The organism is Streptomyces iranensis (assembly GCF_017874715.1).
In the GTDB taxonomy this organism is placed as follows: domain Bacteria; phylum Actinomycetota; class Actinomycetes; order Streptomycetales; family Streptomycetaceae; genus Streptomyces; species Streptomyces iranensis.
This window is the reverse complement of the sequence record NZ_JAGGLR010000024.1, coordinates 146,865-167,753: the sequence shown is the minus strand read 5'-3', so window position 1 is coordinate 167,753 and position 20,889 is coordinate 146,865. Positions and strand designations below refer to the sequence as shown.

The window sequence follows — 20,889 nt, the reverse complement described above, 5'->3', positions numbered from 1 at the left end:
GCCGCGGAACCGGATCGCCATCCCGCGCATGCGGCAGCACGGGCCCGGAAGGTACGACCGCCGGGCTGCGTGCGTGGTTCGTGGGGCACCCCTTGGGTGGGGTGGTGGTCATCGACGTCGGTCGGCTGCCGCCGGACACCGTTACGTCGTGGGCACACAGGGGACGAGCACGGCCCACTCGCCGGTCAGGCGGACGAGACCAACTTGCTGATCTCGTCCGCGGCCGCGACGACCATGCGCGCCAACGCCTTCTCCTGCGAGCGGACGTAACGCATCTGCGGAACCGCCAGCGTGACCGCCGCGATGGGCCGTCCGGCGGCGTTCGTGACTGCCGCTCCGATGGAGCAGACGTGGGGGCGGTACCACGACGACATGTCCAGCGCATATCCCCGCTTGACCGTCCGGACGATCTCCTTCCGGAGTTCCTCGGAAGTCAGCACCGGCGTGTCTGCGAACTCCTCCAGCTCGGGCTTCAAGAGTTCGTCCACCTCGCTCGGTTCCATGCGCGCCATCATCGCGCAACCGGCCGAGCTGGCGCGAAGCGGCACGCGCGTACCGACTTCCAGGAACACGCGGATGAGTTGTGTGCTGTCCTCCCGCGCGATGAGGAGGTACTCATCGCCGTCGCGCAGGCCGAGGAGGACGGTCTCGTCGGTCTCGGCGGCGAGGCGCTTGATGACCGGCCCTGCCAGTTCCCGCAGATCCTGCTCGCCGGCGCTGCGCAACCCGAGCACGAGAGCCTTGGTGGTCACCCCCCACCGCACGCGCTCCGGGTCGACGATCCTCAACCAGCCGGCTTGCTGAAGCGTCACCAGGCACCGCTGGGCAGAACTCTTCGGAATGTGCATCGCGCGCGACAGTTCCGACACACCGATCGGCTGGCGCATGGCAACTTCTTCAAAGACGCGAAGGGTGCTCAGCACACTGTTCATCGAGGAGCGGGGGCTGCTGCCGGCGCTTCCCCGGGCGGCCGGGCCGTCGGCCGAGTGATCTGTGCGCATGGCATGGTCAGAGTAACACCCCCAGGGGGTCATCGGACGTCGTTTCGGTACCATCACACCTGGTGGCGGCCCGCGGGCGATGCGCCTACGTCAGAACGCGCGATGGTATTGCTTCGGCCATGACGCGCGCGGCTCCGCGTCGAGGGCGCGCAGCGCCCAATAGGGGTCGCGCAGCATCGCCCGGCCGACCAGCACCGCGTCCACCAGCTCCGGGATCGCCTGATCGAGATGGCGCGCCTGTGAAATCATGCCGGACGCCGCCGTGAGGACTCCTGCCGTACGAAAGCGCGGACCGTACTGGGCGTTGTGCAGGGGCTCGGCAACCCGGAGGGCCTCCGGGACGAGCGCGCCGGTCACGAGGTCGATCATGTCAACTCCCGCCTCGCCCATGCGGGTCGCGACCAAGGCCATATCGTCCGTGGTGAGACCGCCCGCCAGCAGATCCGCGGCAGGCAAACGGACGAGGACCGGCTTGTCCTCCGGCCAGCCCGCGCGAACTGCCTTCACCATCTCCAGCGGGAACCGCATCCGCCGCTCCGGGTCGCCTCCCCACTCGTCGGTACGGTGGTTGGCCAGCGGCGAGAGGAACTCGTGGAGCAGATATCCGTTCGCCCCATGCAGTTCGATGGCCCCGTAACCCGCGCGATGGGCGTTGCGGGCGGCCCGCTCGATGTCCTCCAGCACCCGCGTTCCATCCTTCGTGGTCATCTCGGCCGGAACGGCCAGACCGGCGAACGCGACCGGGGAGGGCGCAAGCGACTGCCACCCGCCGTCGTCCGGTGATATCGAGTTCCGGGTCCCGTCGTTCGCCCACGGCACGCCGTGCGAGCTCTTGCGACCCGCGACCCCCAGCTGGATGGCCGCCACCGACCCGATGGAGGTGATGGCGTCCGCCAATCGCCGGTGGCCGATCACCTGGTCCTCGGTGTACAGCCCGAGATCCTGGGCCGTGGTGCGCATATCGGGAGCGACGGCGGTGCATTCGACCATGACCATGCCCACACCCCCTGCCGCCCGGGACCCGTAGTGGGCGATGTGCCAGTCGGTCGGGGCGCCGAACCTGTCCGCGGAGTACTGGCACATCGGTGAGAGCCATACCCGGTTGGGCACCGACAGCTCCCTGAGGCGAATCGGGGTCCAGGCCATGGATGCCGTCGTCATCGGCTATACCTCGCTGCTTCTTCCGAGTTGACGGCCGCGAGAGGGTCGGCGCGGGCTCCACACGACTCCTCGTGCCGCCAGACTGAACAGTGTATCGGGATACGGAACGATAGGGCCGGTGTCGCGCAATCGTCAATCGCCGGTTGCCGGCCCCGGCGAGCAGGGAAAACGGCCGAAGAGTCCCGCGCGGTGGTTGACAGAACCGCCGCGCTCCGTTCAGATTCGTTCCGGGATGCAGCACAGGCGTTCCGCATTTTTGAACGACAGACACCGAACCCAGCCGCGCCTCGTGGCCTTGCGGGCATCGCCCGGCGGGTCACCGTCACCGCCGCCGCGGTCACAGCAAGGCCGAGTCGCGTCGCTCCGGGGCCTTGGTGCCGCACGGCCCGAGCACGCCACAGGCGTCCCCGCCCTCGCCTCGGCACGGGCCCCTCACACGCGTCCCGCCGGCAGCACGCCGTTTCGCAAGCAGTACTCCCACACTCACATGGAGGCGAAGTCGCGATGGCAACCAAGCGCTACACCGGTTACCGGTCCTTCTCGTACCTGGAAGCCGGAAAGGACTACACCGAGTTCACCCCCTCGGCCGATGTGGACCGGCTGCCGGAGCACGACCTCGGACTGACCGCCGACGAACAGGCTCGGGCCGAGCGCCTACTGACCGACAACATCGCGGTATCGCTCCACGACCACCCGGTACGCCTCCCCCAGCGGGCCAAGACGGAACTGCTCCAGTGGAACCGCGAGGCCCGCCTCGCCTACGGCTACGAGGGACTGAGCCGGTCCGGACTGGACGCCGTGTTCGACAACCTCGGCTGGGGGGCCTGCGAGTCCCGGAACGGGTGGAAGTGGGACGACGTCATCACCGACCTGGGGATGCGCTGGTGCGACTTCGCCCACCAGGACTACGTCATCCGCGCCGAGTCGGTCGCCGACATCCGGCGCGCGCACGCCGAAGGCCAACTCGCCGTGGTCGCCGGCCTCGAGGGAGCGGCACTGATCGAGAACGAGATCGACCGGCTCGATGTGCTCCACGGACTGGGCATCCGGCAGATCGGCATCGCCTACAGCGACGCGAACTCCCTCGGCAGCGGGCTGCGGGAGGAGAGCGACGGCGGCCTGACCTCACTCGGACGGCGCGCGGTCCGCCGGATGAACCAGCTCGGCATCGCCATCGACCTCTCGCACGCCGGGGACCGGACCGCGCTCGAGGTGATCGAGGCCAGCGACAAGCCCGTACTGATCACGCACGCCGGTGCACGGGGGCTGTGGAACACCGCGCGGATGAAACCCGACGAGGTCATCCGCGCCTGCGCCGCGACAGGCGGCATGATCGGCATCGAAGCGGCCCCCTACACCACCGTCAGCCCGCAGCACCGCCGCCACACCATCGAGTCCGTGATGGACCACTTCCGCTACTGCGTCGACCTGGTCGGCATCGAACACGTCGGGTTCGGTCCGGACACCTTCTTCGGAGACCACCTGGACCTGCACCACGTGATGAGTCACAAATGGGGAGTCGCCGACACCATCCGGTCCGGCCCCGAATTCGAAACCATCGAATCCGTAGCCGGGTTGGAAAACCCCGGCGAATGCTTCCGCAACATCACCCGCTGGCTCGTCAAGCACGGGTACTCGGACAAGGACATCTCCGCAGTCATCGGCGGCAACGCACTACGGGTGCTCGAGAAGATCTGGTGAATCGCTGACACACGCGGCAACTCACGCCAGGAGCGTCTTCGCAACATCCAATCCTTCTCTCATGGAGCAGTGGTGCAAAAGAAAATTCTCGGCGCCGCTATGATCGGGCACGCCGTCGAGTCCTACGACTTCGTCATCTACGGCTCCTCGGCGACAATCATCGCCAAACACTTCTTCCCCGAGGACAAGCCGACCCTGGCGATCCTGTCGACCCTGGCCGTCTACGGCATCGCCTTCGTGGTCCGCCCCGTCGGCGCCGCCGTCTTCGGCAGTATCGGCGACCGTCTTGGCCGGCGCACCGCACTGTCCACCGTGGTACTGATCATGGCGATCTCGACCGCCGCAATCGCGCTGCTGCCCGGTTACACCACAGCCGGGATCGCCGCCCCGCTGCTGCTGCTGTGTTGCCGGCTCGCCCAGGGGATATCAATGGGAGCCGAATACACCAGCGCGGCGTCCTACGTCATGGAACAAGCCCCTCCGAACAGGCGCGGACTGTGGATCAGCGCCGTGGGCAGCGCCACCTTCATCGGCTCCGCATTCGCCGCCTTCGCGCTCCTCGCCCTCCACTCGGCGTCACCGCACGCCTATACGGAATGGACCTGGCGGATCGCCTTCCTCTTCGGAGGCCTCATGGCCCTGGTCGGCCTCTATATGCGCCTCAGCCTCGAGGAGACCAGCACCTTCCGGAACCTGGAAGCCCACGGCGAGACCTCGGCCAGCCCGGTCAGGGACTCATTCCGCGACTGGCGCCTCTTCCTCATCCTGTTCACCGTCTTCGCCCTACTCGCCGTCGTCGTCCACAACCTCCTGGGCTACCTGCCCACCTACCTCACGACCACCGGCGGCCTCACCGAGACCACCGTACTCGTCGCAGGCGGTATCGCCCTCCTCCTGTGTACAGGCCTGTGCGTCCTCACCGGCGCCCTCACCGACCGCATCGGACGCAAACCACTACTGATCACCGGAGTGGTCATCGCGGTCACGGGCTCCGTACCCGCCTACATCCTCGCCGGCGGCGGAACACTCCTCACCACACTGGCCGCAGAGACCCTGCTCGTCGTCCCCGCCGCCCTCATCGGCATGCCGGCGACCATCATGGCCGTGGAACTCGTCCCACCCCACATCCGCACCACCAGCACAGCACTCGCCTACAACACCGCCTACGCCGTATTCGGCGGCACCGCCCCACTCCTGGGAGCCCTCCTCACCCAACACTTCGGGCAACTGGCACCCGGCACCTACATCACAGCCATCGCAGCCATCGCACTCGTCATCATCACCACCGCACTACCCGAAAGCCGCAACCACACGACGACCACACCCCGGCCACACGAACACGACCACAAGCCCACCAGCCCGCGCCCCGCCCCCTTCGGGACGAACAGGTAGTCGGCATACTCCGGCCGGTCAGCGGGTGTGCGGCAGGCGGATCGTGAACTCCGAGCCCCCGCCCACCGCGCTCCTCACCGTCACCGTCCCGCCGTGCGATTCCACCAGCTTGCGCACGATGGACAGCCCCAGACCACTGCCCCCGGTCCGGCGGCTGCGGGATTTGTCCGCCCGCCAGAACCGGTCGAAGACGTGCGGCAGTTCGTCGGCCGCGATGCCGGAGCCGGTGTCCGCGACCTCGATCAGCACCTCGCCACCGGCAGGGCGGGCGCGGAGGGACACGGTGCCGCCGGACGGGGTGTGCCGCAGAGCGTTCGCCACCAGGTTGCCGAGCACCTGGCGCAGCCGTACCTGGTCGGCCTCGATCTCCGGGCAGTCGCCGGGTGCCTCCACCCGCAGGGCGACACCGGCGTTCTCGGCCGCGGCGCGATGGGCGGTGGCCGTGTGTGCCAGCAGGTGCGCGATGTCGACCGGCGCGAGGTGGAGCCGCAGCTCGCCCGCGTCGGCCGCGGACAGGTCCCGCAGGTCGTCGATGAGGTGCTGGAGGTGCAGCGCCTCTTCGAGTAGCGAGGACACCAGCAGGTCGCCGTGCGGTACGACACCGTCCTGCGCGCCTTCCAGCCATCCGCGGATGTTGCTGAGCGGTGTGCGCAGTTCGTGTGCGACATCGCTGACCATGTCCTTGCGTGCCGCCTCCAGTTGGTCACGTCGGCTCGACATCGAGTTGAACGCCGAGGTGAGCCGGCCCAGTTCGTCGTTGCTGGTGACCTTCACCCGGGCACCGGCCTCCCCGTCCGCCATGCGCTGCGCCGCGTCGGTCAGTGCGCGAAGCGGCCGGACCAGCCGGATCCCGGCCAGGGTGGTGGCGGTGACGGTCACCAGCAGGACGAGTACGGTGCCACCCGCGATGCGGGCGCGGTTGCCCGCGGACAGGTCGAAGAAGGTGGTGGCGCTCCGGCCCGGACTGGTGACGTACAGCGCCGCCGCGGGCCCGACGTACGGCGCGAGCTGCTGGGCGCGGCCGCTCGCCAGGCACGAGCTGACCAGTGAGCCGTCGGCGTCCCTCCCCCGCGGCCGCGAAGGCGGCTCGGCGCGTGGCTCGGCGCGTGGTCTCCCGTAGTCGTCCAGGGCGAGTTTCACCTGGGCCGCGTGGCGCCGGGACAGGCATGTGTTGACGAGCTCGTTGAGGGCGGACAGCGCCCTGGCCTCGGTCGGGGTGGCGGAGTCGAGCGTCGCGGAGGCACAGCGCGGGGTGTCCGGGACGCGGGAGTCGTCGGTTGCCACACGTGACCGCCCGCTCGGCTCCTCCACCACGGTCATCTCCTGACCGAAGACGGTGCGCAGGCATGCGGCACGGTGTCGCGCGGCGCGGCGCAATCGCGCGCGTTCGTCCTCGCTCAGCCTGAACGGCCCGACGGCGCGCGGATCGATCCGGTCGGAGGCGGCGCCCGGGAGCAGATCGGGGCTGACCGCCAGCGGGTCGATGACCGCGGTCGCCTTGTCGGGCGGCCGGTAGGGGGGCCGCGCGGCGGACTGCGAGTCGGCGACCCGCCGACCGTCGCTGATCACGATGACGCGGTGCCCGGTCTCCCGGGCCAGGGCGCGTACGGTCGGGCCCACGCCGTCCCACCGCGGGTGGCGGGCCGCGTAGCCGAGCAGACTGTCGTAGATCCGGGTGTCGTCGGCGAGGGCCTGGCCCCGTTGCTCACGGATGGCCACCGCGGTCGTCCGGATGGCCAGCCAGGCGGTCGCGGCGACCGAACAGGCGGACACCAGCGCGGACACCGCGAGCAGACGCAGCAGCAGGCTGCGGCGCAGCGGTACGTCACGGCGCACGGTGGGACTCTCCGTCGGTGGCCCCGTTGACGAGCTTGTAGCCGACGCCGTAGACGGTGACCAGGAAGCGGGCCCGGCGCGGATCGTCCTCCAGTTTCCTGCGGAGGTTCATCACATGTGCGTCGACGGTCCGGGTGGTGACGTACCGGTCGAACCCGTGCAGCCGTTCCAGGATCCGGGGGCGGGTGAACACGTGGCCGGGACTGGCTGCCAGCATCTCCAGCAGCCGGAATTCACCGGGTGTGCAGTCCACCGGCCGGCCGTGCATCGAGACCTCGTGCCGTGCCGGGGCGATGGTCAGGGGGCCGACGGTGAGCACCGGTTCCGGCGGCGTGGCGGTGATGGCGGCGTTGCGGCGCAGCAGCGCGCGTATCCGGGCCATCAGCTCGCGCGGGCTGAACGGCTTGGTCACATAGTCGTCGGCGCCGAGGTCCAGGCCCAGGAGCAGATCGTCCTCGGTGGAGCGGGCGGTCAGCATCAGCACCGGCAGGGCCGATTCCGCGCGCAGCACACGGCACACGTCGAGGCCGTCCACCCGGGGCATCATCACGTCCAGGACGAGCAGATCGGGCGGTTCCCGCCGGACCGATTCGAGCGCGGCTCGCCCATCGTGCACGACGGTCACCCGGTGGCCCTCGTGCTCCAGATAGCGGCGGACCAGTTCGGCCTGCTTCCGGTCGTCCTCGGCGACGACCACGTATGCGCACATGAACGGCGAGTTTAGGAACACCGGCGGCGGGTGGAGGCGGGGAACATCACCTGGGCAAGGGTTCCTGACAGGTTCCTCAAAAGGATCCGTGATGGTCGTCGGCATGCGGAACACGAAGACAGCCGCCCTGCTGTGTGCCACGGCCATGCTGAGCCTGGCCCTCACCGCGTGCGGCGGCGGCAGCGGCGTCAAGACCGACAAGGGCGTCGACTCCGTCAACAGCGATGCCCCGGCGGCGGGCGGCAAGGCGGACACGGACCAGCGCGAGGGCAGGGACGACGTCACCGCGGACCGCCCCCAACTGCGCCTGGACAGCTCGGAGGAGGAGCGGGCCCGGCTGAACGACGCGTACAACGCCTGCCTCGAGGCCAAGGGCGTTCCGATGAACCACGAGCGCGCCCAGGCCGCGGGCGCCGAACAGGCGCCCCCGGTACAGGATCCGGCCGTCGTGGAGAAGCACAAGGCCGGCTACGACGCCTGCCTGGTGAAGCTGCCGCGTCAGCCACCGGAGACCGAGCCCGACACCAACCCGCGCTACGCCGACGACTACCGGGCCTACGTCAAGTGCCTCAACAAGAACGGCATGCGGGTCCACATGGTGTCCGATACGAGCGTCAGCCCCGACGGTCTCGCCTGGCGGTACGACGACGGCAAGCAACAGCGGCTCTCCGAAGCCGAGCAGACCAAGGTCGACCGCAGCTGCGAGCTGGAAGCCTTCAGTGACTGACCCCGCCACCGACACCGAGCCCGCGCCGCGGCGGGCGAACCGACGGCGCCTCGTCCTCGCGGCAGCGGCGCTCGTCACCGCCACCGGGGCCGGCGCCGGTGCTCTGGCGCTGTCCGCTCACGGCGAGGCGAAGGCCGAACGACCGGGGTCCGCCGCGCCCTCCGCCGCGCTGGCCACGGTCGTCCGCGGGGATCTCTCCGACAGCCGGACGCTGGCCGGGACGCTGGGCTTCGCCGGCCAAAGGACGGTCAGGGGCACCGGGAAGGGCGTGGTGACCCAGCTGCCCGAACCCGGCGCCGGCGTCACCCGCGGCAATCCGCTGTACCGGGTCGACGACCGGCCGGTCATGGTGTTCTTCGGGGACACCCCGGTCTTCCGCACGCTGGTCAAGCCCGGCGTCAGCGGCCGGGACGTGACCGTGCTGGCGGACAACCTCCAGGCGCTCGGCTACGACATCGGGGCGCGCGGGCGGACCTCCGGACGCGGCACCGAGTTCACCCCGTCGCTCGCCGCCGCCCTCAAGCGGTGGCAGCGCGACACCGGGCAGCAGCAGACCGGCACCCTGGACCCCGGCCGTGTCGTCGTCCTGCCGGGGGAAGCCCGGGTCGGCGACGTCAAGGCCCAGTTGGGCGACCCTGCCACCGGCGACGTGCTGACCGTCACCTCCGCCGCCAAGACCGTCGGGGTGAAGGTGGACGCCGCCGACGCCACCCCGATCCGGGTGGGGGACGAGGTGAGCATCGCGCTGCCGAGCGCGAAAACCATCCCCGGCAAGGTCACCGCGGTGAGCCACACCGTGCAGGGCGGCGGCGACGAGCAGGACGAGGAGGTCACCGGCCCGCCGAGCCTGCGGGTCACCGTCACTCCCGCCCACGGCGCCGATGTGAAGCGGCTGGACTCGGCATCGGTACGGGTGACCTTCACCGCCGAGACCAGGAAGAACGTGCTGTCCGTGCCCGTCGGCGCGCTGCTGGCGCTCCGGGAGGGCGGATACGCGCTCCAGCACCGCGACGGCGGGTTGCTCGCCGTCGACACCGGGCTGTTCGCCAAGGGCATGGTCGAGGTGTCCGGGAAGGGCGTCCGCGAGGGCCTGCGGGTGGTGACCACCTCGTGACCGGTCCCGCACCCGCCCTCGCCATACCCGCACCCGGCGCCGCCGCCACCCCGGGCGCGCCCGTGCTGGCCGTTCGCGGCGCGAGCAAGGCGTACCGCGGCGGGGTGCTGGCGCTGGACGACGTCTCGCTCACCGTCCACACCGGCGAACTCCTCGCCATCGTCGGCCCCTCGGGCTCCGGCAAGTCGACCCTGCTCAACATCATGGGCACGCTGGACCTGCCCACCAGCGGTTCCGTGGAGATCGCCGGGCGGGACGCGGCGGCGCTGTCCGACCGCAGGCTGTCGGCGTTGCGCGGCCGCTGGCTCGGCTTCGTCTTCCAGCACTTCCACCTCACCGAAGGGCTCACCGCGGCGGAGAACGTGGCCACCGGCCTGCTGTACGCCGGGGTGCCGCGCCGCCGGAGACGGCCGCTCGCCCTCGCCGCCCTGGCACGGGTCGGCCTCGGCGCCCGGACCGCGCACCTGCCGCACCAGCTCTCCGGCGGGGAACGCCAGCGTGTCGCCATCGCCCGTGCGCTGGTCAACGACCCCGCGCTGGTGCTCGCCGACGAGCCGACCGGAGCACTCGACTCGGGCAATGGGCGGGCCGTACTCGATCTGCTGGTCAACCTGAACCGCGAGGGAACCACCATCGCCGTCATCACCCACGACCGGGACATCGCCGCCCGGATGCCGCGCCGCGTCGAGATCCGCGACGGCCGCGTCGTCTCCGACACCGAACCGGGGACCGGGCGGGGGCGCGAATGATCCACCCCACCGACATCCGGCCGGTCCGACTTGCCCCCTCCGACGTGCTGCGCCTCGGCCTCCTCGGTCTCCGCACCCGCAGGATGCGGGCCGCGCTGAGCGCACTCGGCATCTCCATCGGCATCGCCACGCTGGTCCTGGTCACCGGCATTCCGGCGTCCAGCCAGAAGCACCTGGACGAGCAACTGTCCGCGCTCGGCACGAACATGCTGCGCGCCCAGCCGCAGGCGGACCAGAAGCCGCCCGTCCTGCTGCCGGAGCAGGCCCACCGGATGGCCGCGCGGATCCGCCCGGTCACCGAGGCGAGCGCCGTCGCCAACACCCACGCCCTCGTCCGCCGCTCGGACCGCACCGACCCGAACGACGGCCTCGGCCTCAACGTCCTGGCCGCCAGGACCAACCTGCTGCCCGCCGTGAGCGGCACGGTCCGCTCCGGCCGGTTCCTCGACGCCTCCACCTCGTCGTTCCCCACCGCGGTCCTCGGCTACCAGGCCGCCGCCCGGCTCGGCATCCCCCGGCTGGTCCACGGCCGGCAGCCGCCGCAGGTCCTCATCGACGACCGGTGGTTCACGGTTGTCGGAATCCTGGACCGCATGCCGCTCGCCCCCGAGCTGGACCGCTCCGTCCTCGTCGGCTGGCAGGCCGCCAAGAGCGCGCTGGGCTTCGACGGGCACCCCACGGTGATCTATGTGAAGGCCGAGGAGGACAGCATCGAGGACGTCAGCGCGGTCCTGCCGGACACGCTGTATCCCCAGTTGCCCGGCCTGGTCCAGGTCAGCCGCCCGTCCGACGCCCTGCTCGCCAAACGCGCCACCCGGACGACGTTCTCGGCCCTGTTCCTGGGTCTGGCGGGGGTGGCGCTGCTGGTCGGCGGGATCGGCGTGGCCAACACGATGTACATCTCGGTTCTGGAGCGCCGCACGGAGATAGGTCTGCGCCGGGCGCTGGGAGCCGGGCGGGGCCAGATCCGCGCCCAGTTCCTCACCGAGTCCGTGGTGCTCAGCACGCTCGGCGGTGTCACGGGTACGGTCCTCGGTGTCCTCGCGACCCTCGGCTACGCCACCTACCAGGGCTGGCCGACCGTGATCCCCCTCCCCGCGCTCGCCCTGGGCACGGCGAGCACGGTCCTGATCGGCATGGTGGCCGGCGTCTACCCGTCGATCCGGGCCTCGAGGCTGCCCCCGACCGAGGCGCTGGCGGCGGCCTGACCGGCGAGGGCGGGCGAGAACAGGACTCCGTCGTCACCCCGTACTTGGGTCTTGCCCCTCGTTCCCATCAGGATGGCCTCGACTGATATCCGCACCAGGCAGAGAGTCGGCGTCATACGCCCGAGCAGGTACAGCCGTTCAGCCCGTCACGAGTGAAAGCCCCGGAGTTCCCAGGCCAATGAGTACACCCCCGGACCCCGCACCGTCCGCCCCCTCCTGGCCGTACTGCGGACATGGTGCCGAGGAGGCCACCGACCCCGTCGGCTGCCCCGGAATCCACGTCCCTGGCCGAACCGCGTGTCTGGCCCACCTGAACAGCGCCGACCGCGACGCGTACCTCACCGGTCTGGCCCCCGGCACAGACATCGACCACCGCGGCACCCGCTTCACCGCGCCACTTCTCAACGCTCTCCTCCAAGCCCTCCGGGATCCCACCACCGGAAAGCCCCACTTCGGTACCGCGAGGTTCGAGGGGGCGGAGTTCGCGGAGGAAGCCGGATTCCACCGGGCGCGGTTCTCGGGCCCAAGCCAGTTCGGCGGGGCGAGGTTCTCCGGTACCGCCAGGTTCGGCGGAGCGCGCTTCGCCCACGACGCCGGGTTCGAGGGTGCCCAGTTCACCAGCACCGCCTGGTTCGACGGTGCGCGCTTTGGTGGTGGCGCCCTGTTCCGCCAGGCACAGTTCGCCGAGGCCGCCTGGTTCGGCGGGGTGCGGTTCGCGGGCGCTGCCAGGTTCGGCGGAACGTGGTTCCGGGACGATGCCAGGTTCGGCGGAGCGCACTTCTTGGGCAGCGTCGGGTTCGCGAGCGCGCGCTTCTCCAGCACCGCTTGGTTCGAGGGCGCGCGGTTCGCGGACGACGCCCGGTTCGAGGGGGCGCTCTTCTCCGGCACCGCCGGGTTCGGCGGGGCGCGGTTCGCCGACGATGTCTGGTTCGGTGGAGCGCGGTTCGCGGGCAGCGCCGGGTTCGGTGGGGCGCGCTTCTGCTCCACCGCCAGGTTCGGCGGAGCGGATTTCAGCGAGGAGGCTCGGTTCGATGGGGCGCGCTTCTCGAGCACGGCCTGGTTCGACGGGGCGCGGTTCGCGGGCGACGCCCGGTTTCACCGGACGCAGTTCGCCGATGATGCCCGGTTCGGCGGGGCGCGGTTCGCCGGCATCGCCGGGTTCGACCTGGCCCGGTTCCGCGGTGGCGCTCTGTTCTCCCAGGCGCAGTTCACCGATGTCGCCCGGTTCGACGCAGCGCTGTTCTCGGGCACCGCCAGGTTCGAGGGGACACAGTTCGCCGGCGACGTCTGGTTCCACCTGGCCCAGTTCTCCGGTGACGCCCTGTTCCCCCAGGCCCGATTCACGGCGATGTCGTGGCTCGGGCCGGTGGTGTGCGCGAAGACGGTTGAGCTGTCCGGTGCGCTGTTCGAGGTACCGGTGACGCTGGAGATCGCAGCGAGTGAAGTGCGCTGCGAGAGGACTCGGTGGGAATCGACGGCCACGTTGCGCCTGCGCTACGCCACGTTGGACCTCAGCCACGCCGTGCTCTTCTTCCCCGTGGCAGTCAACGCTCACCCCGTCCCCTTTGCACACAGCGGCACAATGGCGGACGAGAACCTGCTGGCAGCATCCCAGCACGGCGTACGGGTGGCCTCGGTGCGCGGGGTGGACGCCGCATACCTGGTCCTGACCGACACCGACCTGAGCCAATGTCTGTTCTCCGGTAGCTTCCACCTCGACCAACTCCGCCTGGAAGGCCGCTGTGCCTTCGCGGCCACCCCCACCGGCCTCCACTTCCGCCGCTCCATATGGCCTTACTGGTGGACCCGGCGACGCACGCTGGCCGAAGAGCACCACTGGCGCGCCCAGACGGCCGGCCGCCCGCCCTCGCCTTCGCCCTCGCCCTCGCCTTCGCCTTCGGGGCAGACGCCCTCACCCCGGCACTGGCGCACCGGGCCGCACCACCCCGACCCCAACCGCACTCCCGACCCGGAACACCTGGCCGCGCTCTACCGGCAACTGCGCAAGACCTTCGAAGACAGCAAGGACGAGCCCGGCGCCGCCGACTTCTACTACGGCGAGATGGAGATGCGCCGCCACGACCTCGTCGGCACCCCGCCCGGCGAACGGGGCTTGCTGTGGGGCTACTGGCTGACCTCCGGCTACGGTCTGCGCGCCTCCCGCGCCCTGGTCTGGCTCGCTGTGGCCATGACCGCCACCATCGCGCTGATGATGGGCCTGGGCCTGCCCGACTCCGCCCCGAAACAGACGGCGTCCGGCACCGTCCCCGCCGATGGCGGACGAGTGACACTGGTCGTGGACGAACAGGACCCGCGGTTGACCCTGCCCGCCGGCGACCGCTTCACCATGAAACGCTTCGACAAGTCGCTGCAAGTGGTGCTGAACTCCGTCGTCTTCCGCTCCAGCGGTCAAGATCTCACCACCTGGGGAACCTACACGGAGATGGTCAGCCGCTTCACCGAACCCGTACTGCTCGCTCTCGCCGTCCTCGCGATGCGCAGCCGTATCAAACGCTGAGCTGGCTCGAGGCCCGGTGCTGGACACTCGTCACGTTTCGGCGACCTGGCCGGAACCCTTGACGTTTCTCATGGCTGGTTCTTACTCTCGCTGCACCGCGCTTTTGGCGGTTCCAGCAGTTCACGTGCTGCGGCGCTTTCCGCAGTTTTTTGGCAGGCACAGACACAGACCACCTGTCGGTGGCTTCGTCGTGCCTTTTTCTGTGCTCCCCGTGCCGCCGGTAGGTCTTCCTCAAAGGCGGATTCATGGCACAACGTCCGAGCGTCAGAAGCGTCGCCGACGTCGTTGCGCTCATCGATGGGCTCGGAAAGATCACCGGCCGGGCGCAGATCATCTGGTTCCTCGTGTTCGGCGGGCTGTTCCTCGACGCCTACTCGAACGCGGCGCTGAGCGCCGGTCTGGGGCCCATGACGACCCAGATGGAGCTCACCAGCACCCAGGTCTCGGTCCTCACGGCCACTGCCCCGGCGCTGGCCATCGTCTTCAACCCCCTCGGTGGCTGGCTCGCCACCCGCATCGGCCGCGTTCCCCCACTGCTCATCGCCAAGGTGTTCGCGCTCGCGGGTGGCCTGCTCGCCGCGTTCGCCGGTGGCTTCACCGTCGTGTGGCTCGGCCGGGTCCTGGTGGGTGTCGCGTACGGCATCGACTTCGCGGTCGCCATGGCGCTGCTCGCCGAGTACACGCCCGCGAAGCTGGGCGGCCGGCTCAACCTGTGGCAAGCCGTCTGGTACGTCGCCACCACCAGCAACCTCGCCCTGGCCCTGGTCTTCTTCAACCTGGACATCGGCGCCGACATCTGGCGCTGGTCGGTCGGCTCGGCCGCGGTCGTCGCCGTCGCGCTGCTGCTGAGCCAGGCGCTGATGCTCAGGGAGAGTCCCACCTGGCTGGCCGGTAAGGGCCGACTGGACGAGTCCGTCACCAACCTGGACCGGATCTACGGGATCAAGGCCGTGGTCGGCACACCCGACGCGATGACCCGCACCGCGGCTGAGGCACCGGTCATCGGTTTCCGCCAGACCGGTCTTCTGTTCAAGGGCGAGTATCTGCCGCGTACGATCCTCTCATCGGTGATCTCGCTCGGGCAGTCGATGCAGTACTTCGCGGTCGGCTGGTATCTCCCCCTGATCAGCCTGACGATCTTCGGCGAGAGCTTCGAGAAGGCCACCGTCGGCTCGATGGTGTTCAACGCCTTCGGTATCGCGGGCGGACTGCTGTCCGCGTACTTCGGCCGCCGCCTCGGGCTGCGGCTCAGCTCCGCCGCCGGTTTCGCCGGGGTCTTCGTGGCCCTGGTGGCGATGGGGCTGACCTTCGAGAAGGTGCCCATGGCTGTGGCGTTCCTGCTGCCGGTGCTGTTCATCCTCTGCCACTCGGCGGGGCCCGGGGCCAACGGCAAGTCCATCGCCGCGCTCTCTTACACCAGTGACGTCCGCGCCCTGGGCACCGGTGTCACCGGTATGATCGGTAGTTTCGGCAGTGTCGCCGGCTTGTATGTGTTTCCGCAGATCAAGGACTCGCTCGGGCTCGCCGACACCTTCCTGGTGCTGTCCGTCGTGCCGCTGCTCGGCCTGATCACCTGCCTGGTGATCAAGTGGGACCCGACGAAGGCCGCCTCGCCCGACGAGGTCGCCGGACAGGACCGCGACGCCGCTGCGGCGCTCTCCGTGACCGCGCCCTGACCCGCCGCCGGACCTGGCGCACCGCGCGGTGGCCCCCTCCCCCTCGGTGTACGTCTCCCCTCCGTGCGTGTCCCTTCCATACCCGTCCCTTCCATACCCGTCCCTTGCGTACTCCCTCCCTCCGCCTCCGTCCGCTCTCCATCCCTCCGCACGGCTCGCTCGCGGTGCTCGAATGAAAGGGCTGCCATGACCCAGACGTTCCCCGGCGCCTCCCCACGGCGCGGTGTGCTGTCCATCGACGAGGGCACCACGGGCACCCGGGCCGGAGTCGTGCTCGACTCGGGCGCCACCCACAAGGTGTTCTACCGGCCGATCAAGGTCAGCCATCCGAATGACCTCTCGGTCGAGCAGGACCCGATGGAGATCTGGACCGCCACCCTCGAGGTGGCGCGTCGGGCCGTGGGCGGGGCGCGCGAGGACGGCATCGAGATCACCTCGGTCGCGCTGTCCACCCAGCGTGCCACGGCGATGCTGTGGGACCGGGCCACCGGACGGCCGCTACTGCCCGCGGTGGTGTGGCAGGACCGCCGGTACGCGCATGAGCTCGCCGCCTACGAGGCGGAGTGGGACGCCGTGCTGCTGGCCCGGCAGGGCCGGCCGGTCGGCGCCCGCGCCCCGTTCCTCTGGGCTGCCCGGCAGATCGCCGCGCACCCGGAGGTGGCCGCCGCGCACCGCCGGGGCCGACTGCTCTTCGGGACCGTCGACACCTGGCTGATCTGGCGCCTCACCGGCGGTGCCGTCCACGCCACCACCCCGACCAACGCCGCGTCCACCGGTGGCTACCTGCTGGAGCGGCACGCCTGGGACGAGGCATGGATCGACCGCCTCGGCTTCCCCCTCGGCCTGCTGCCGGAGCTCCGCTCCGACGACGCCGGTTTCGGTACGACCGACCCGGCCGCCCTCGGTGTCGCCGTCCCGCTGGCCGCCTCCATGGGCGACCAGCACGCCGCGCTCGTCGCGCTCGGCGGTCTCGCCACCGGGCAGGGCATGTGCATGTACGGGACCGGCGCGTTCGTCGACGCGGCGACCGGCACCACGCCCGCCCTGCCCCGGCCGGACATCGCCGGGGTGCTCGCCCAGCCCGGCCGGCGGCAGGGCGACATCAGCCACTACAGCCTGGAGGCGTACACCTCCACCGTGGGTTCGGCGCTGCGCTGGCTCTGTGACAATCTGGGCCTGTTCGCGTCGCCGAAGGAGCTCGGTGAGGAAGCGGGCCGGGTCCCCACCCGGCCGGGCCGCACCCCGCGTTTCGTCCCGGCGCTCGCCGGGGTCCGTACGCCGGTCTGGCGCCCGGAGGCCACCGCGTCCCTCACCGGGCTCACTCTCGCCACCACTCGCGCCGATCTCGCCCGCGCCGTGCTCGACGGAATCGCGCACTCGGTGTGCGACCTCATCGACGGGGTCGCCGACACCATGGGCACCGCGTTCACCCGGCTCCGGGTCGGCGGCGGCGTCTCCGGCAGCGACCCGCTGATGCGGATCCAGGCCGACCTGACCGGCCTGCCGCTGGAACGGGTCTCCGACTCCGCCACCGCGAGCCTGCGCGGCACCGCGTATCTGGCCGGGGTCGCCCAGGGCCTGTGGTCCTCGCTCGAAGAGGTCGTCGCGGCGCAGCCGCGGGGCCGGGTCTTCGAACCGTCGATCACATCGGCCGAGCGCGCCGAACTGCGCACCGCCTGGCGCGATGTGCTGATCGCCCATCTGAACGACCCCGCGCCGCTCCCCCGGCGGGAGGGTACGCCCGAATCTCACACCCCCCACTGACGGCCCCCCGCCGTCGCACCGGCGGCCCGCACACGATGGCGGGCCGCCGAACCGAAACACCAGGAGTTGATGTTGTGATCACCATGCCCGCCCGGAAACCGCGGCGCAGCGCCGCGGCGACCCGCCGGACTCCTCTGCTGCTCGACCGGGCCGCTCTCAAGCGCCGACTGGCCGACGACATGTACGACGTGCTCGTCATCGGAGGTGGCATCACCGGGGCGTACGCCGTGCTCGACGCCGCCTCGCGCGGTCTGCGCGCGGCCCTGGTCGAGAAGGACGACTTCGCCTCCGGCACCTCGTCGAAGTCGTCGAAGATGGTGCACGGCGGTCTGCGCTACATCGAGCAGGGCAACGTCAATCTGGTCCGCCACTCGCTCCTGGAGCGCCACCGCTTCCGGAAGAACGCCCCGCACCTGGTGCACCGGCTGCCGTTCCTCTTCCCGATCCTGGACAAGGAAGGTGTCTTCGACGCCCGCCTCGCCAAGGGCTTCGAGGGCCTGCTGTGGACGTACGACCTGGTCGGCGGATGGCGGATCGGCAAGCTCCACCAGCGGCTCACCGTTCCCGAGGTGCTCGCCCAGGCTCCGTCGCTGCGCGCCGAGAGCCTCAAGGGCGGGCTGATGTACTTCGACGCCCGCACCGACGACGCCCGGCTCGTCCTCACCATCGTCCGCACCGCCGCCGCGCTCGGCGCGACGGTCCTCAACGGAGCCAGGGCAGAGGGTCTGCTGACGCGGATGGGCAAGGTGTCCGGTGCCCGGGTCTCGGCGGACGGCGACACCATCGACATCCGGGCGCGGGCCGTCGTCAACGCCACCGGGGTGTGGACCGACGAGCTGGACGCGAAGGCGGACGAAGGTCACAGGCCGCGGGTCCGGCCCGCCAAGGGCGTCCATATCGTGGTGCCTTGGGACAAGCTGCGGATCAACTGCACGGTCACCGTGCCGGTTCCCGGCCGGGCCCGCCGCGCGACCTGCACCCGCTGGGGCAACAACGTCGTGCTGGGCACCACCGACGAGGACTACCAGGGCTCCCCGGATGATGTGCACTGCACCCGCGAGGAGATGGACTTCCTGCTGGAGGGCGCCAACACCGCCTTCGAGGGAAAGCTCACCGCGGACGATGTGGTCGGCTCCATCGGCGGTCTGCGCCCGCTGGTCGGCGGCAAGGAGGGCGCCACTCTCGATATGCGCCGCGACCACCACATCACCGTCGGCCGCACCGGCATGGTGACGGTGACCGGCGGGAAGCTCACCACCAGCCGGCACATGGGCGAACTCGTCATCGACAAGGTGATGACGGTCCTCGGCCGCAAGGGGAGGAGCCGCACCACCGGCCTCCCGCTCCTCGGCGGCGCCGGTTACGACTCCGAGGCCGTCGCCGCGTCCGGTGGCATCGCCGCCCACCTGGGCGAGCGCTTCGGCACCGAAGCCCGCTTCGTCGGCGACCTCATCCAGGACGACCCGTCGCTGGCCGAGCCGGTCGTCGCGGGACTCCCGTACACCAAGGCGGAGGTCGTGTACGCGGCCCGTGCCGAGCTGGCCCGGTCGGTCGACGACGTCCTCTCCCGCCGCACACGCGCCCGGCTGTTCGCCCGGGACGCCTCCGCCGACGCCGCCGGGGCCGTCGGCGCGATTCTCGGCCAGGAACTGAACCTCACGGAGGCGGAGGTCGAGCGCTCGGTCGCCGAGTACCTCGTCGCCGTCCGTCGCGAAAAGTCCGTACTCCTCGAAGGGGCAGCAGCATGATCAGCCGTCAGACCATCACCCACCCGTTCAACCGGGGTAACTACACCGTCGGCGCCCCCAGCTTCGCCACCTGGGCGCGGAACACCCCGATCGGTGACGGCGAGGCCGCGCTCCAGGTGAACCCGGTCGTGGTCCCCGGGTCCGTGGTCGAGGCGCTGCGCGAGGCCGCGCATGCGGTGCACACCTCCCGCGACGAGGTCGTCACCCGGACCCGTGACTGGTGGGCCGGTTCGATGATCGGCGAGACCGAGGGCCGTCCCGCCACCCCGAACGCCGTGATCGTCGAGGCCGCCGACGCGGACCAGGTCGCGGCCGTGCTGCGGATCTGCCACGGGGCCGGTATTCCCGTCACCCCGTCCGCGGGCCGCTCCAACGTCACCGGTGCCGCGCTCCCCGTCTTCGGCGGCGTCGTCCTGGACATGTGCGGGCTGAACCAGATCATCGGCTTCGACGCCGAGTCGAACGTCGTGGACGTCCAGGCCGGCATGTTCGGCGACCTCTTCGAGAAGCAGCTCCAGGAGGAGTACGGCGTCACCACCGGCCACTGGCCGTCCGCGTTCGCCGTCTCCACCGTCGGCGGCTGGATCGCCTGCCGCGGCGCCGGTCAGCTCTCCACGCGTTACGGCAAGATCGAGGACATGGTCATCGGCGTCGACGTCGTACACGCGGACGGCACCCGCGCCACGTACGGCGACTACGCCCGCGCGGCGGTCGGCCCGGACCTGCGCCAGCTGTTCATCGGCTCCGAAGGCACCCTCGGAGCCATCGTCGCGGCCCGGCTGCGGGTCCACCCGCTGCCGGAGTACGCGAGCGCCGCCGCGTACGGCTTCACGACCTTCGCGGAAGGCCTGGACGCCTGCCGCAGGATCATGCAGCGCGGCGCCACCCCGGCCGTCCTGCGCCTGTACGACACCCTGGAGTCCGGTACCCACTTCGGCCACCCGGAGACCAACCTCCTGCTCATCGCCGACGAGGGCGACCCGGCCGTCGTCGACGCCTCGATCAAGGTGGCGAAGGAGGTCTGCGAGGAGTACGGACCCGAGCTGGACAGCCAGGCCGTCTTCGAGCGCTGGCTGGACGAGCGGATGCTGGTCGGCAAGTCCGCCGAAGGCTTCAAGCCGGGTCCGGGCCTCGTCGCCGACACCCTGGAGATGGCCGCGTCCTGGACCGACCTCCCAGTGATCTACGACGAGGTGGTAGCCGCGGTCCAGGCGGTGGACGGCACCCTGGCCGCCTCGGCCCACCAGTCCCACGCGTACACCGACGGCGCCTGCGTCTACTTCTCGCTACGTGGCGATGTGGCGCCGGAATCGCGCCGCGGCTGGTACCGCTCGGTGTGGGACGCGGCCAACGCCGTACTCATCAAGCACGCCGCGGCGCTCAGCCACCACCACGGCTGCGGTCTGCTGCGCGGCCCCTACCTGGAGGAATCCCTCGGGGCGGGCTTCGCGACGTTCGTCGCGGTGAAGAAGGCCCTGGACCCGGCCGGCATCCTCAACCCTGGCAAGCTGGGCCTTCCCAGCCGCTTCGGTACGTCTCCGCTGAGCTGACCTCAGCAGCCACAGCCCCTTGACCCCCACCAGGT

At 70.5% G+C, this 20,889-nt stretch carries 15 protein-coding genes; 11 read left to right on the top strand and 4 right to left on the bottom strand.

The window, feature by feature from the left end:
- Window positions 1-185: 185 nt before the first annotated feature.
- Window positions 186-887 carry an IclR family transcriptional regulator gene (locus J2Z30_RS36705; protein ID WP_245388854.1) on the bottom strand — a complete coding sequence of 234 codons (702 nt, stop codon included), beginning with the start codon at window positions 885-887 and terminating at the stop codon, window positions 186-188.
- A gap of 204 nt (window positions 888-1,091) precedes the next feature.
- Window positions 1,092-2,162 (bottom strand): oxidoreductase, encoded by a 1,071-nt coding sequence (locus J2Z30_RS36700; protein ID WP_044567292.1) that lies wholly within the window; start codon window positions 2,160-2,162, stop codon window positions 1,092-1,094.
- 504 nt (window positions 2,163-2,666) lie between these two features.
- Here J2Z30_RS36700 and J2Z30_RS36695 point away from each other — a divergent pair.
- The gene (locus tag J2Z30_RS36695; RefSeq protein WP_044567294.1) at window positions 2,667-3,863 is read left to right on the top strand and encodes a dipeptidase; all 1,197 of its coding nucleotides are present in this window, start codon (window positions 2,667-2,669) and stop codon (window positions 3,861-3,863) included.
- Between the two features lie 72 nt (window positions 3,864-3,935).
- Window positions 3,936-5,255: an MFS transporter gene (locus J2Z30_RS36690; RefSeq protein ID WP_209468996.1), complete on the top strand. Its 1,320-nt coding sequence runs from the start codon at window positions 3,936-3,938 to the stop codon at window positions 5,253-5,255.
- A gap of 18 nt (window positions 5,256-5,273) precedes the next feature.
- Here J2Z30_RS36690 and J2Z30_RS36685 read toward each other — a convergent pair whose 3' ends face one another.
- Entirely contained in the window at window positions 5,274-7,091 is a 1,818-nt protein-coding gene (locus J2Z30_RS36685) for a sensor histidine kinase (protein WP_044567298.1), read from the bottom strand.
- On the bottom strand, window positions 7,081-7,800 hold the full coding sequence (locus tag J2Z30_RS36680; RefSeq protein WP_044567300.1) for a response regulator transcription factor: 720 nt from the start codon (window positions 7,798-7,800) through the stop codon (window positions 7,081-7,083). Before J2Z30_RS36680 ends, J2Z30_RS36685 begins: the two co-directional genes overlap by 11 nt.
- 103 nt (window positions 7,801-7,903) lie before the next feature.
- Here J2Z30_RS36680 and J2Z30_RS36675 point away from each other — a divergent pair, with 103 nt between their 5' ends.
- The 9 genes from J2Z30_RS36675 (at window position 7,904) to J2Z30_RS36635 (ending at window position 20,854) form a co-directional block, all read left to right on the top strand.
- Entirely contained in the window at window positions 7,904-8,527 is a 624-nt protein-coding gene (locus J2Z30_RS36675; protein WP_209468995.1) for a hypothetical protein, read from the top strand.
- On the top strand, window positions 8,520-9,641 hold the full coding sequence (locus J2Z30_RS36670) for a peptidoglycan-binding protein (protein WP_044567302.1): 1,122 nt from the start codon (window positions 8,520-8,522) through the stop codon (window positions 9,639-9,641). The genes J2Z30_RS36675 and J2Z30_RS36670 overlap by 8 nt, the downstream gene beginning before the upstream one ends.
- 23 nt (window positions 9,642-9,664) lie before the next feature.
- Window positions 9,665-10,390, top strand: coding sequence for an ABC transporter ATP-binding protein (locus J2Z30_RS36665; protein WP_044580820.1), 726 nt, complete (start codon window positions 9,665-9,667; stop codon window positions 10,388-10,390).
- Window positions 10,387-11,598 carry an ABC transporter permease gene (locus tag J2Z30_RS36660; protein WP_044567304.1) on the top strand — a complete coding sequence of 404 codons (1,212 nt, stop codon included), beginning with the start codon at window positions 10,387-10,389 and terminating at the stop codon, window positions 11,596-11,598. Before J2Z30_RS36665 ends, J2Z30_RS36660 begins: the two co-directional genes overlap by 4 nt.
- Before the next feature lie 178 nt (window positions 11,599-11,776).
- A complete protein-coding gene (locus tag J2Z30_RS36655) occupies window positions 11,777-14,116 on the top strand; it encodes a pentapeptide repeat-containing protein (protein WP_044567306.1) in 2,340 nt (779 codons plus the stop codon).
- 245 nt (window positions 14,117-14,361) lie between these two features.
- Window positions 14,362-15,792: an MFS transporter gene (locus tag J2Z30_RS36650; protein ID WP_044567308.1), complete on the top strand. Its 1,431-nt coding sequence runs from the start codon at window positions 14,362-14,364 to the stop codon at window positions 15,790-15,792.
- 186 nt (window positions 15,793-15,978) lie between these two features.
- Window positions 15,979-17,556, top strand: a complete 1,578-nt coding sequence (locus tag J2Z30_RS36645; RefSeq protein WP_044567318.1) for an FGGY family carbohydrate kinase — start codon at window positions 15,979-15,981, stop codon at window positions 17,554-17,556.
- 74 nt (window positions 17,557-17,630) lie between these two features.
- Window positions 17,631-19,304 carry a glycerol-3-phosphate dehydrogenase/oxidase gene (locus tag J2Z30_RS36640; protein WP_044567320.1) on the top strand — a complete coding sequence of 558 codons (1,674 nt, stop codon included), beginning with the start codon at window positions 17,631-17,633 and terminating at the stop codon, window positions 19,302-19,304.
- Complete coding sequence (locus J2Z30_RS36635; RefSeq protein WP_044567321.1) at window positions 19,301-20,854, top strand: FAD-binding oxidoreductase; 1,554 nt, start codon at window positions 19,301-19,303, stop codon at window positions 20,852-20,854. Before J2Z30_RS36640 ends, J2Z30_RS36635 begins: the two co-directional genes overlap by 4 nt.
- Window positions 20,855-20,889: the final 35 nt, after the last annotated feature.

Excerpts from the sequence above, each read along its gene's own strand:
- J2Z30_RS36705 (WP_245388854.1), bottom strand. The coding sequence starts at position 887 with ATGCGCCAGCCGATCGGTGTGTCGGAACTGTCGCGCGCGATGCACATT.
- J2Z30_RS36700 (WP_044567292.1), bottom strand. The coding sequence starts at position 2,162 with ATGACGACGGCATCCATGGCCTGGACCCCGATTCGCCTCAGGGAGCTG.
- J2Z30_RS36695 (WP_044567294.1), top strand. The coding sequence starts at position 2,667 with ATGGCAACCAAGCGCTACACCGGTTACCGGTCCTTCTCGTACCTGGAA.
- J2Z30_RS36680 (WP_044567300.1), bottom strand. The coding sequence starts at position 7,800 with ATGTGCGCATACGTGGTCGTCGCCGAGGACGACCGGAAGCAGGCCGAA.
- J2Z30_RS36675 (WP_209468995.1), top strand. The coding sequence starts at position 7,904 with ATGCGGAACACGAAGACAGCCGCCCTGCTGTGTGCCACGGCCATGCTG.
- J2Z30_RS36660 (WP_044567304.1), top strand. The coding sequence starts at position 10,387 with ATGATCCACCCCACCGACATCCGGCCGGTCCGACTTGCCCCCTCCGAC.
- J2Z30_RS36655 (WP_044567306.1), top strand. The coding sequence starts at position 11,777 with ATGAGTACACCCCCGGACCCCGCACCGTCCGCCCCCTCCTGGCCGTAC.
- J2Z30_RS36650 (WP_044567308.1), top strand. The coding sequence starts at position 14,362 with ATGGCACAACGTCCGAGCGTCAGAAGCGTCGCCGACGTCGTTGCGCTC.
- J2Z30_RS36645 (WP_044567318.1), top strand. The coding sequence starts at position 15,979 with ATGACCCAGACGTTCCCCGGCGCCTCCCCACGGCGCGGTGTGCTGTCC.
- J2Z30_RS36635 (WP_044567321.1), top strand. The coding sequence starts at position 19,301 with ATGATCAGCCGTCAGACCATCACCCACCCGTTCAACCGGGGTAACTAC.